The sequence below is a fragment of the Streptomyces sp. NBC_00190 genome, from assembly GCF_036203305.1.
Lineage (GTDB): Bacteria > Actinomycetota > Actinomycetes > Streptomycetales > Streptomycetaceae > Streptomyces.
In genome coordinates this window covers 7,644,897-7,657,292 of sequence record NZ_CP108131.1, presented here as the reverse complement: position 1 = coordinate 7,657,292, position 12,396 = coordinate 7,644,897, and the positions used below count along the sequence as shown (strand labels likewise).

Sequence of the window (12,396 nt, the reverse complement as noted above, 5' to 3'; positions counted from 1 at the left end):
GGGAAGTCGTGCGTGCGGGGTCAGCGGCGGCGGGCGCGGGTGCGCTTCACCTTGAGTTCCTCGAAGCGCGGTACGTCGCCTTCGCGGACCCGCTGCCAGGCCCGGCGGTAGAGCTCCGAGGCCGGTTCGGCGGGCAGCAGCATGCCCGGCAGGGTGTGGCCGTACATCGGGAGCTTCCACCGCTCCACGGGCAGCGCCGGGGAGGCCATGTCCGCCCACCCGCCGGGCAGGAACAGCGAGCGCCCGGCCCGGCTCCGGCCGGCCGACACCACGAGGTCGGTGGCGGCCAGTTCGGCGCGGGCGGCCTTGAGGCGGGCCGGCTTCCAGCCGGTCCAGCGGGCGGTGTTGCGGTCGGTGGGGTCGGGCATGGCGAGCAGCGCGAGGTACAGGGCGGCCGCGTCCGCGCCCAGCCCGTGCTCGGCGGCGACCTCGGCGACCAGCTCGGGGACCGACCTGCTCGGGTCCTGCGGCCACCACGTGCCGTCCTTGTCGACGGCGCCGGCCGCCGGGGCGCCCGGGTCGGCGAGCAGGGCGGCGAAGCGCGGGTCGTGTGCGGTCAGCAGCGCCGCCTCGACTCCCGAGATCCGCTGGTCGTCGCCGCGCAGCAGCGGCAAGTAGGGGTCGGAGCCGGTGGAGTCGAGCAGCGCCGGGCGCAGCGCGGGCTTGGGCTGCCCGTCGTGGGTGGCCATGACGACCGCGCCGTACCGCTCGTGGTCCTCGCCGGTCTCGGTGGGTGTGCCCGCCGCCTTGCGGAAGTCGGACAGGCTGGTGAAGTGCCCGACGCAGAGCAGCAGTCCGGGCGCGGCGAGCCGCTGCCGGACGGCGGTCAGGGCGGGCGGCAGGGCGGCGCGTACGGGATCACCCGCGGGCAGCCGGTGGGCCAGCCAGGCCGCCATGGCCATGGTCCCGGTCAGCACGGCCGAGGTGAAGGGCTCGGTGGCCGGCTGGACGGGCTCCGCGTGGTCGCCCCGTACCGTCCACTCCACGTCGGCGGAGAGTTCGCGCGAGGCCGCCGGGTCGAGGACGGCGGGCAGGGCGCAGTGGGCGGCCCAGCCGCTGCGCACGGCCCGTGCGGCCTCGGCGAGGAGCCAGTCGGGCACTCGCGTACGGCGGCCCACGCGCCGGTTCCACACGTCGGCCGCGGCGGCCGCGTCCGGTCCCTCGGTCCACAGCCGTGCCGGGTCGACGGGCAGGAGCGCCGCGACCACGGCCTGCCGTACCCCGCTGTCGAGGCTCCTGAGCTCGTTGCGGGCGTGAGCGGCCTCGGTGGCCTTGACGCCGAGGGCGGTCCGCAGGTCGGCGGGCAGGAAATTGCTCTGCCAGGTGTCGACGTGGGGCAGGCCGGCGATCACCAGCCGGGCCAGGGCGCCGGGCACTCCGGTGAGACGGGTGAACTCCTCGGCGGCCTCGGGGACGAACGGCGCGGCCCCGCGGCGGGCGGCCTCCTGGAGGAAGGCGGCCAGCCAGCCGGCGTCGCGCGACGGGTCGCCGAGTGGGGCCTCGCCGCGCACGGAGTAGGGCCCGGGGACGGTGAAGCGGCCGGTGGGGTCGTGGAGCAGGGCGCCGAACTCCTGCCCGTCGGGCACGGATTCGCTGTGCTCGGTCAGGGCGATGACGGCGCCGCCGCCGAGCGGGAGCACGCTGCGCTGGTAGAGGGTGCGTTCGATGCCGTCGGGGGTGCGCAGGTGGCGCTGGTCGAGGTGGAGCAGGACGCGGCGCCAGCGGTCGGCGGAGGCCTCGGCCGAGGCCAGGCCCAGGGCGTCGACCGCGCCGAGCAGGCCGAGGAGGGCCTCGCGCTGCTCGTCGGTGGCGCCGACGGCGACGGCCCGGTAGGCGACGGCGGCCGGCTGGTCGAGCAGCGGCGTCCACCGCAGGTTGGAGTACGGCAGCGCGGGCACGTCGAAGTGGAGCCGGCCGGGCACCTCGGCCGCGTCGGTCCGCGCGCAGGCGGCGGCGAGTTCGCGCAGGAGGCGGTGGGCGACATCGGAGTCCGCGCCGTTGCGGTAGTACGAGGCGCCCGTGAGTCCGCTGAGCGCCTCGTCGAGGATCCGGTCGGTGGGGCCCTGCACGGTCTCCTCGGCGGGGCCCGCGTCCGGGTGGAGCCGGGCGGCGACCGCGTCCAGGGCCTTCTGCTGGGTGAGGGCGAAGCGCAGGACCTCGACGATGCCGCCGACCAGCCGGGGGGCGGTGACCCGGGGCAGGGCGGCACTCACCAGGTCGGGCAGGTCGGCGGCCTTGTCCGCCGCCGCGGCAGCCTTCAGGAGGGTGCCGATGGTTTCCCCGTCGGCCGTGCGCAGCGCGGCGGAGCCCTCCGGGTCGCGCGGGCGCAGGGCGTACCAGTGCGAGAGCGGCGGGAGGTCCACGCTGCCGGTGGCGAAGGCCGCCTTGCGGTGGTCGCCCCGGGACTGGGCGGTGACCACGCCCTCCGGGTCGCTGATGCTCAGCTCGCGCCAGCGGTGCGACAGGGCGCGCGGACGGTCGTCGCCGGGGAAGGTGAGCGCGGCGATCGGGTAGTCGCCGCCTTCGGGCACGGTGACGGTGCGGCCGCCGGTGTCGGTCCCCTGCCAGCCGTGGCCGGGGATCCGGACGGCGCGCCAGCCGAGCAGGCCGTCGGCGGGTGCGCCGAGGACCGAGCCCTCGACGGTGGGCGCGGGCCGCAGCCAGCCGGACTGCCCGGTGGCGACATCGTCCTCCGGGTGGGCACGCAGCGCGTCGGAGAGGAATCCGGGCAGGGAGAACCGGCCCAGCGCGTTGCCGGCGGGGTCGTACTCGCGCCATCCGCTTCCGGGGTTCCCGCAGGACCCGTCGCATTCGGAGGAATGGTCGCGCCGCTGCCACACCCAGTACGAGGTGCCGTCGGACAGTACCGGCAGCTCGCTCGGCAGCGCGGTGTCCCCGCGGTGCAGGACGCCGCCGCCGGTGGTGCGGCCGCCGTCCGGGAGCGGCAGGGAGACGTGCTCGGTCCGCAGCGACCAGTGGTTGCGGTCGGTGTCCAGGGTGAAGACGGTGCCGGGCGAGGAGTGCCAGTAGCCCTCGGTCCGGTCGGCGCTCCACGCGGACCAGAAGACCAGCAGGTCGCCGTCGACGTAGTGGAATCCGTACCGGTAGTTGGACCCGGTGGGGACGCGCAGGTCGTGCGTGAGGACGGTGGTGTCGGCGTCGATGACGCGGACCTGGGTCTGGTTGGCGACGATCAGGTACGGCCAGGCCTCGACGACGGTGAGTCCCTGACGCCCCTGGCCGGGTGTCAGATCGGCGACCGCGCTCTCCCAGGCGGGCCAGACCAGTTCCTCGAAGAGACCGGCCCGCAGGGTGCGGGCGAGGGTCTCGCCGAGATCGGTGGCGGCCGCGGCGGCGACCTCCTCGGGAGCGAGTTCCAGGGCTTCGGCGGGCAGCCAGGTCAGCCGCTGGATGGCGTCGGGGACGCCGGGCAGGCCGGCCGCGGTGGAGGCGCGGGCGACGCCGCGCATCCACTCGGCCAGCAGCGGGCGGGTGCCGGTCGAGGCGGCGACGCGCCGGACGACGGTGGTCCCGCCGGCGGCGTCGCCGAAGGCGTTCAGGGCCCGGTGGAAGGCGGGGTGGAAGCGCGTGTCGGCGGCGACCGCGGCCAGGTCGCGGCGCTGGTCGGCCATGGCCCAGTCGCGCAGGTTCAGCTGGTTGTGCTGGTACCTCTTGTCCTCGGGGTCCGGATCGGCGACCGGGACCTCCAGTGTGAGCAACAGGTCGAGGAGGTCGGCGTCCTCGACGCCCACCCGCAGGCCCGCCTCCCGTCCGGGGCGCGCGAGTTCGGTGCGCAGCTGCGCCGCGCAGCGGGTGACGACGTCGAGCAGCGCGGGGGGTGTGGGGCGCGTGCCCCAGCCTGCGTGGCGGGCGGCGTGGAAGCGCTCCAGCCAGCCGGCCGCGCCGTCGGCGCACCGCTGCTCCGCGGGCAGGTCCTGCGATTCCAGCCCGGCGGTGGCGCCGGACTCCTGAAGGATGTCCAGCCACAGGCCGGTGAGTGCGACGCTGTCACCGCCGCCGGGCGGGGTCAGGTCCAGGAGCGTGCCGCGTACGGAGGGAACGCGCCGGGCGAGGGCGACGAGCGCGCCGCGGTGGGCCTTCCACCAGCCGGTCGCGGCGCGCAGGGTGGCGGGCAGCGGCAGCAGTTCGGCGAGGTAGTCCTGCTCGGGCTCGGTGCCCGTCAGGCCGGCGGCGCGGGCCAGGCGGCGCAGCTCGGTGGCGGCCTGCGCGGAGGGCGGCAGCCCGCCCGCGGTGCGGCGCACGCACAGGCGGCGGAAGCGCTCGTGGGCCTCGGCGGGGCTGACGCGGACGGCCAGTTCCTTGCCGTAGCCGGTGAGCACCTTGACCGGCAGGGCGCCGGCCAGGGCGAATTCGAGGAAGACGGCGTCCAGCCGGTCCTCGTCGACGCTCAGCCCGTGCTGGGCCTCCGCGGTGCGGGCGCGGCCGAACAGCTGGGCGGCGTACGTGGTGTTCTCGACGGCGAGGAAGATACGGGCGGCCTGCTCGTGGAAGACCGGCAGGAAGTGCGGGACGGCGGCGGCGAGCCGCCCGGCGAGCTCGTGGCACGCGTCGAGGGCCGCCTTGGGCTTCGTCTTGGCCTGCCGGGCGATGCGGTCGAGTTCGGGCACGACGGCGAGGGCGTGGTGGCCGTCCTCGGGGTGGTGGACCAGGACCCATTCGGGGAAGCCGAGTGCCTGGCGGTGGCCGAGGCCGACGACGGGCGGCTCGCCCTCCTCGGGCACCAGGCCCAGGAAGCCGGCGGCGAGGTCCTCGGCCGGGCCCAGTTCGGCGGCGGCGAGCCGGACGACGACGCGGTCGTCACCGAGGGCGGGGTGACGGTAGGCGCGCGCGGTCAGGTCGACGGCGGTGGGGCCCGCGCCCTCGGTTCCGTGCGGCAGTACCGCCCCGGCCTTGAGCAGCAGTTCGGCCTCGCTCACGGACACGCCGTCCTTCCCCGTGGTGGTGCTGTCGGTGGTGCTGTCGCTGGTCATGGTGTTCTCGGTGCTGCTGTCGGTGGTGCTCACGCGTCCCCGCCCTCCTCGATCTTGCGCCCGGCGTACAGCGCCGCGGCCATCCGCATCCCCTCGGACCAGGCGACCGGTCCGACCTCGGTCAGGGGCACCGCCCGGCCGTCCTCGCCGTGCCAGGTCAGTGCGCCCGTGGTGGTCTCGTCGTCGTAGTAGGGCTCGCCGATCCACACCGCGGCCTCCGTGCCCCGGCCGGTGTCGCGGACCTTGCAGGTGGCGTAGCCGCCGGAGACCCGGTAGCCGAGACCGGTCGCCCGGGCGGCGAGGCTGAAGCGGGTGGGGAACACCCCGCCCGCGTAGTCGCGTACCTCGGTGGCGGTGGGCGCGAGCCCGGCGGGCTTGCGCCACGTGGCGCGGTGGATCTGCTCGACCCGCTGCACGATGCCCAGTTCGGCCGCGAAGTCCCGTACGTCCTCCAGGTCGGGCAGCAGCACCGGGTGCGGCAGGGTCACCGTGCGCGGGGACAGCCGTACGGTCTCGCCGTCGAGGTTGACCACCTTCAGCTCACCGGACTCGGTGGCGTCCCGCAGGAAGCCCACCTCGTCGGGGTCGTCGCCGACCACGGCCAGGTCGCGAAGGGCGCTCTGCCAGGCCTCGTCCGGCCACACGCGGGCGAGCAGTGCGGTCGGCACGGGCAGCGAGGACACCATCCAGGTGTCGACCTGGGCGACGCAGGCGGCCGCGTGCCGGTCGAGCCATTCGGCGAGCCTGCGCAGCCGGTCCACCTCGGGATGGTCCTTCAGCGCCTTGGGCAGGGTCTTCAGCTGCCGCCCCGCCGACCGGCCGGTGGTCGGCCGTGCCGCCACCCGCCCTTCCACCAGGGCGATCTCGTACCCCTCGCCTGCCGCCACCCATGCCATCAGCCCGCGTCCCTCCGCCTGTCCCGGCCATGTCCGCGCAGCCCTGACACGGGGGTCAAAGCCCCCCTGAGCTGCGGTATGCCGGGAGACTAGCGAGCGCCACTGACAACGCCCGCCGGAGGGTGGGAGGTCGGTTTTATGTCCGGTTCTGGGTAGTGTTCAGGGAACATTGACGCGAAGTCGGTTCGGGGTGGGGTTCATGGTTCGTCAGATACGGGTGCCTGCCGCGGTCCTGCTGGCGTCGCTGCTGCTGACCGTGGCGGGCTGCTCCGGTCCGGCCCCGTCGGGAACGGGCCCGGACGCGAAGCCCTCCGCCCCGCGCGCCACCCCCAAGGCCTCCGTACCGGCCGACGGCAAGCCCGCCGGCGGGGACGTGCTGCCGGGCATGGTCACGACGGCCGTGGCCCGGACCCAGCTGGCCGCCCTGAAGGTGGCGCCGGCCGGGACGATGGCAGGGTACAGCCGCGACAAGTTCACGCACTGGGCACAGCAGGGCGACAAGTGCGACACCCGCGAGGTGGTCCTCCAGCGGGACGGCACGGACGTGGCACGGGACTCCGAGTGCCGCGCCGTCTCCGGCACCTGGAAGAGCTTCTACGACGGGGTGCAGGTCACGGACGCGGCGAAGATGGACATCGACCACATGGTGCCGCTCGCCGAGGGCTGGCGCTCGGGCGCGGCCGACTGGGACTCCGCCCGGCGCAAGGCCTTCGCCAACGACCTGACCCACCCGCAGCTGCTGGCCGTGACCGCGGCCTCGAACCGTTCCAAGGGCGACCAGAGCCCGGACCTCTGGCAGCCGCCGGACAAGGCCGCCTGGTGCCAGTACGGACGGGCCTGGACCACCGTCAAATCCACCTATGCGCTGACCGTCACCGAACCGGAGAAGAAGATGCTCGCCACCATGCTGGACACCTGTACCTCATGACGGACGGACAGCAGTGGCAGGACCGGGTGCTGGCCGGGCCGGGCGGCGCGATGACCGACGAGGTCGGCGTCATCACCGGCCCGCTCACCCTGCGCACCACGGCGGCGGCCGGTGGCCTGGCTCGGTTCGACGTCCAGTACACCGACGCCGACGAGTGGTACACGCTCACCGGCAGCCCCCTCCCCCACCACGGCGCCCCCGCGGCCCTGCACGCCGCTGCCCTCACCGCGATCCGCGCGGGCCACGGGGCCCAGGCTCCGGGCACCGCCCCCGCCTGAGCGGCGGCTCGGCGCGGCGGCTGGGCGACGGCGGGGCTGCGGGGCCGCGGGGAATCAGGCCTCGTACTCGGTCAGGTCGATGCTGTGGACCTGCAGGAGGTAGTGGTGCTTGGGTTCGGTCGTGTCGCGGTCCAGTACCATGCCGAGCTTGCGGATCACGTTCTCGGAATCGTCGTTGCCCGCCCGGTTGACCGCGATGACCCGGTCGAGTCCGCGGTCCTGGAGCGCGAACTCCAGCGTGGCCTGAGCGGCCTCGGACGCGTAGCCCTGGCCCCAGTACTGGCGGCCGAGCCGCCAGCTGATGTCCACCGCGGGCATCACCTCGGGCAGGTACTCGGGCACCGAGAGGCCGACGACGCCGATGAGCTCGCCGGATCCGAGGAGCTCCACCGCGAAGAGCCCGAAGCCCTCCTCGTCCCACTCCTCCTCCCAGCGCTCGATGTCCTCGGCGGTCTGGTCCAGGTCGCGGGTGGAGCCGTCACCGATCCAGCGCATCACCTCCGGGTCGGCGTTGATCTCCGACAGGGGGACGAGGTCGTCGTCGGTCCAGCGGCGGAGGAGGAGTCGGGGGGTACGGATCTCGGTCATGCCGCACATCCTGCCGAAAGTCGGCGGACCAGCGGTAATCGGCCATTGCCGCCTTGGTGTGGATGCGTGGCGATCACGGTGGGAATGTCTTTCGCAGCTCGCCCCGGGCCCCCGCGGTCCGTGGGGAAACCGCGACCGAGGAGTGCCACCGTCATGCCCTTCGACCCGTCGGACGAGATCCGGTACGACCGCACGCGCCTGCGGCAGTGGGCGCGCGGCCACGCCCGCTCCGCCGGAGTGGACCGCCGGGACCTGCTCAGGCTGTTCGCGGCGGGGACCGCCGCCGGATCCCTGGGGCTGGGCGCGGCCGGGACGGCCTCGGCCGCGACCGACGCGACCACCGCAGACGACGGGGCCGCGTCGCCCGGAATCGTCAAGCCGCTGCCGCCCGAGCTGTTCACCATCCGCGGCACCAACGCGGAGACGAACTTCGCCGCCCTGCGCGGCACCGGCCCGCTCACTCCCGTCGACCGGTTCTTCGTACGGAACCACACCTCCACCCCGCGGATCGAAGCCGGCGGATGGCAGCTGAAGGTGTGGGGCGACGGGCTGGCGGGCGGCCCGGTCGAGTTCTCGTACGACCGGCTGCGCGCGCTGCCGGCGGTCGAGCGGACGCTGTTCATCGAGTGCGCGGGCAACGGCCGCAGCTTCTACGCCACCCAGCAGGGCCAGCCGGTCAGCGGCACCGCCTGGACCCTGGGCGGAATCGGTGTCGGCCACTGGCGCGGGGCGCGGCTGTCGGACGTGCTGCGGCTGGCGGGGGTGACGCGCGGCGCCGTCGACATCCTGCCGCGCGGTCTGGACGGCGAGGTGGTCACGAACGGGGTGAACCTCGGGCGGGTGCGGCGCCCGATGCCGGTCTCGAAGGCGCTGGACGACGTACTGCTCGCCTACGAGATGAACGGGCGGCCGCTGCCGCCCGACCACGGCGGTCCGGTCCGCCTCGTGGTACCGGAGTGGACCGGGATCTCCTCGGTCAAGTGGGTCGGTGACATCGAGGTGAGCGGCCGGGCGCTGTACTCGCCGTGGAACACCGACACCTACCAGCTGTTCGGGCCCGGGTATCCGGCAGAGGGCGCCCCGTTCACCCGGCAGACCCTCAAGAGCGCCTTCGAGCTGGAGCTGGGAGCGACCGTTCCCGTGCACCGGACGCGGCTGCTGACCGGCCGCTCCTGGTCGGGCGCGGCCCCCGTGCTGCGGGTGGAGGTCAGTACCGACGGCGGGGTCCGCTGGCAGCGGGCCCGGTTGCACGACGCGCCGCGCCGGGGCAGCTGGGTGCGCTGGTCGCTGCCGTGGACCCCGCGGGCCACCGGCGCCACGGCGCTGCTGGCCCGGGCGACCGACGCCACCGGGCGCACGCAGCCCGCGACGGCCGCCCACAACACGCAGGGCTACCTCTTCGACGCGGTCGTGCGGCACCCGGTGACGGTGGTCTGAGCGAGGAGCGGCTCACGGGGTGTGGAAGCGGACCTCCGGCGCGTCGGCGGAGGGGCCGTCCAGGACGGGCTGGGGCACGCCGCCCAGGTGCTGGTCGAAGAAGGCTGCGACGTAGCGCCGGGTCAGCTCGACCGAGCGGGTGCCGGACAGCGGGGCTTCGGCGTCCGGGAGGCCCAGCTGATCGCCGAAGACCGGGAAGTCGCTGAAGGTGAAGTGGCCGGAGTCCGCGAAGGTGATCCAGCGCTTCCAGCCGTCGAGCTTCGGCCAGTCACGGTCCCAGCTCGGATTGCCGCCCGGGCCCCGGCCCTGCGCGCCGAGCAGCATGAAGGGGCGCCCGCCGAGCCCGGTCTCCGGGACCGGCGTCGCGAGCCCGCCGTCCATGTTGACCCCGGCGCGGACCCTCGGGTCGGTCGCCATCGCGGCGGCCGCCGAGGCACCGCCGATGGAGTGGCCCGCCATCGCGATGCGGCTCGCGTCGATGAGGCCGGCGTGGCGCCAGGCCGGGTCGCGTCCGGTGAGCCGGTCCAGGAGGAAGGACACGTCGCGGGCGCGGGTGTCGCTGACCAGGTGCATGCCGCCCGCCGCCTCGACCTTCTCGCAGGCCAGGCATTCCAGCACGCGCCCGCCGGGGAAGGCCGTCCCCGCGCTCTCGTACGCGTGGTCGACCGCGGCGACGACGTAGCCGCGTGAGGCCAGGTCCTCGGCCAGCGCGGTGAGGGTGGCGCGCGGGACGGTGAAGCCGGGAGAGAGCACGATCAGCGGATAGCGCCCCGCGACGGGACGGGCGTGGGACCGGGAGTAGGCCGTGGTACCGGCCAGGGTCTCGGCCGGGATCACCTTGTCCAGGCCCCGGTCGACCAGCAGCAGCCTGGCCTCCTCGCGGGTGAGGTAGCGCACGGGACCGCCGGTGCCGCGCTGCGCCGGATAGCGCATGGTCACCATCAGCTCGCGCGGCCCGGACCGGGACCAGGGGTCGGTCCGGCTGCGGTCCACGAGGTGGAGCGTCTCCTGTCCCACGGAGAAGCGGCCGGTGGGGCGCGGGAGTTCCAGCGTGGTACGGCGGCTCTCGGCCGCGGACGGGGCATCGGCGGCCGCCGAGGTGCCCGCGCCGGCGAGCGGGAGCGGCAGGAGGAGGGCGAGTAAGACGGCGGCGGATGCCGCTCGGCGTCGGTTCATGGATCCGAAGCTACTGAGCGGGACCTGCCGGATCGTCAGCTCACAGGAGGACGGGCCTCTCCCACCTGGGAAGGTCCCTGCTCACCCGGAAGTCGTAGTCCCCTCGGTGGTGACGCTGATGGCACGGAGCTTCTCCCGCAGGTAGGTGTGGGAGTCGACCGGGTCGTGCACCACGCGCCCTACGGGGGCGGGCAGCGACTCCACGCGGGTGTGCGGATCGCACTCGTAGAAGTAGACGAGCGAGATCAGCTCCTCGGCCGGCGCGTCGGCGGGCGGCGGCAGTACGCGGTGGCGGCCCGCGCGCCATCGGTCCCCCGTCCAACGGGCCATCAGGTCACCGATGTTGACCGTGAGTGCGGCCGGGTCGTACGGGGCGTCCTGCCAGCCGTCGGCGTCGGTGTGGATCTGCAGGCCGCCCGCGCCCTGCTGGCGGTCGAGGATCGTGACCGTGCCGAAGTCGGTGTGCGCCCCGATGCGGAACTGGCCTGGCAGCGGCCGGCCGACGACCTCGGTGCCCGGGTACCAGTTGAGGTTGAAACCCCAGGTGGGGTGGGAGGTGTGGCGCGTGAAGTGGTCCTCGTCGAGGCCGAGGGCCGTGGCGAGCAGTTCCAGCAGCTCGTCGGAGAGGGCCCGCATCAGGCTCAGGTACTCGGTCACCAGCGGCCGCAGCGCGGGCGCCTGTGCCGGCCAGGTGTTGGGGCGGAACCATTCGGCGTCCACGCCGGGCACACCGGTGGGTTCCTCCGCGGCCCATGACCAGGACTCCTTCAGGTCGGGCGGCGACGCCGTTCCTTCCGCGTAGCTGTTGGCCTCGGCGCCCGGGCCGAGCCAGCCCCGCCCGCCGACGGCGACCGCGTACGGCGCCTTCACCTGGGCGGGCAGCCGGAAGAAGCCGCGCGCCGCCTCCCGGATCCTGGCGGGCAGCGCCGGGTCCACCCCGTGGCCGGTCACCAGCAGGAAGCCCGCCGCCCGCAGCGCCTCGTCGACGCGGGCCGCCGTACGCGCGCGGTCGTCGGGTCCACCGGACCGCCACGGCCCGAGATCGATCACGGGAACCTGGGATTGCACCACGGGAGACCTGCCTTCCGAGCCAGCGGGGGCGTCCGGATCCGAGGCTATCGCCCGGGCGGCCCCTCCCTCGCGAGGACGCCGGAGCATCACGCTTACCGGTGGTGACGGCCGACACCCGCGGCGGTGACCACGTAGAGCATCCCGAAAAGGACCAGAATGGGTCCATAGGGCCGGAGCTCATGAGGGACGGAGCGAGTCGTGGAGATTTCGACGAAGGAGGTCTTCGGAGCTCCGTGCTGGGTGAGCCTGATGGCCCGCGACCTCGAGGCGGCGCAGCGCTTCTACGCCGCGGTCGCGGGCTGGAGGTTCCGGCGCGCCCGGCTCGGCGACGCCTTCTCCGTCGCCGAGCTGGACGGCGTCCCGGTGGCGGGCATCGGAGCGCTCGCCTCCGACCTGGGGGTCGCCGTGGCGTGGACCCCGTACTTCGCCGTCGACGACGCGGACACGGCGGTGGACCGGATCCGGGAGCGCACCGGCACCATCGCGGTCGGCCCGGTCTCCTTCGTCTCCGGCGGCCGCGCGGCGCTCGCCGCCGACCCCGACGGCGCCGTCTTCGGCATCTGGCAGGGCTCCGTCTCCGCCCACTGGCGGGTGGGCAAGGGCCCCGCGCCGGCCTGGCTGGAGCTGCGGACCAGGAACGCCTTCGACGCGGCGATCTTCTACGGCGCGGTGCTGGAGTGGGCCACCGGCCGCTCCGGCTGCTGCGAGGTCTCCTACGAGGAGGACCAGGTCGTCCTGCGGCAGGGCGGCGAGCCCGTCGCCCGCCTCAACAGCGGACCGGTCGAGCTCGCCTCCTACTCCCCGCACACCAGGCCGCGCTGGCACGTGCACTTCCGTGTCCCCGCGCTCCGCCCCGCCATCGAGGCCGCCGAGGCACTGGGCGGGCGGGCCGTCTCGGACATCACGTCGAACGCCACTGAGCGGTGGGTGGCGCTCCGTGACCCCGACGGAGCCCTCTTCACCCTGACGACGTCCCTCGCGGCGGACCCGGGCTGACCAGGGCTGCCCCGGGCCGACCCGCCCGGCCGACC

Annotated in this window: 9 protein-coding genes; 4 read left to right on the top strand and 5 right to left on the bottom strand. The window is 74.6% G+C overall.

The genetic code is table 11. The annotated features are described in order from the left end of the window. Nucleotides 1–20: 20 nt before the first annotated feature. Both OG429_RS35435 and OG429_RS35430 read right to left on the bottom strand, forming a co-directional pair. A complete protein-coding gene (locus OG429_RS35435) occupies nt 21–4,991 on the bottom strand; it encodes a DNA-binding protein (RefSeq protein ID WP_328930519.1) in 4,971 nt (1,656 codons plus the stop codon). A gap of 29 nt (nt 4,992–5,020) precedes the next feature. Then, entirely contained in the window at nt 5,021–5,887 is an 867-nt protein-coding gene (locus OG429_RS35430) for a DUF4132 domain-containing protein (protein WP_328929349.1), read from the bottom strand. Between the two features lie 199 nt (nt 5,888–6,086). On the opposite strand from OG429_RS35430, the gene OG429_RS35425 reads away from it, so the two are divergent. Then, nucleotides 6,087–6,815 carry an HNH endonuclease family protein gene (locus tag OG429_RS35425; RefSeq protein ID WP_328929348.1) on the top strand — a complete coding sequence of 243 codons (729 nt, stop codon included), beginning with the start codon at nt 6,087–6,089 and terminating at the stop codon, nt 6,813–6,815. Then, on the top strand, nt 6,812–7,093 hold the full coding sequence (locus OG429_RS35420; RefSeq protein WP_328929347.1) for a hypothetical protein: 282 nt from the start codon (nt 6,812–6,814) through the stop codon (nt 7,091–7,093). Before OG429_RS35425 ends, OG429_RS35420 begins: the two co-directional genes overlap by 4 nt. Nucleotides 7,094–7,147: 54 nt before the next feature. Here the strand turns inward: OG429_RS35420 and OG429_RS35415 are convergent, their stop codons facing one another. Further along, the gene (locus OG429_RS35415; protein ID WP_328929346.1) at nt 7,148–7,681 is read right to left on the bottom strand and encodes a GNAT family N-acetyltransferase; all 534 of its coding nucleotides are present in this window, start codon (nt 7,679–7,681) and stop codon (nt 7,148–7,150) included. A gap of 153 nt (nt 7,682–7,834) precedes the next feature. On the opposite strand from OG429_RS35415, the gene OG429_RS35410 reads away from it, so the two are divergent. Beyond that, nucleotides 7,835–9,118 carry a sulfite oxidase gene (locus OG429_RS35410; RefSeq protein ID WP_328929345.1) on the top strand — a complete coding sequence of 428 codons (1,284 nt, stop codon included), beginning with the start codon at nt 7,835–7,837 and terminating at the stop codon, nt 9,116–9,118. 12 nt (nt 9,119–9,130) lie between these two features. On the opposite strand, the gene OG429_RS35405 is transcribed toward OG429_RS35410, so the two are convergent. Together OG429_RS35405 and OG429_RS35400 are read right to left on the bottom strand one after the other, a co-directional pair. Continuing rightward, on the bottom strand, nt 9,131–10,294 hold the full coding sequence (locus OG429_RS35405; protein WP_328929344.1) for an alpha/beta hydrolase family protein: 1,164 nt from the start codon (nt 10,292–10,294) through the stop codon (nt 9,131–9,133). 81 nt (nt 10,295–10,375) lie between these two features. Next, on the bottom strand, nt 10,376–11,365 hold the full coding sequence (locus tag OG429_RS35400; protein WP_328929343.1) for an isopenicillin N synthase family dioxygenase: 990 nt from the start codon (nt 11,363–11,365) through the stop codon (nt 10,376–10,378). A 249-nt stretch (nt 11,366–11,614) separates the two neighbouring features. On the opposite strand from OG429_RS35400, the gene OG429_RS35395 reads away from it, so the two are divergent. Further along, the gene (locus tag OG429_RS35395) at nt 11,615–12,361 is read left to right on the top strand and encodes a VOC family protein (RefSeq protein ID WP_328930518.1); all 747 of its coding nucleotides are present in this window, start codon (nt 11,615–11,617) and stop codon (nt 12,359–12,361) included. The last annotated feature ends 35 nt before the right edge of the window (nt 12,362–12,396 follow it).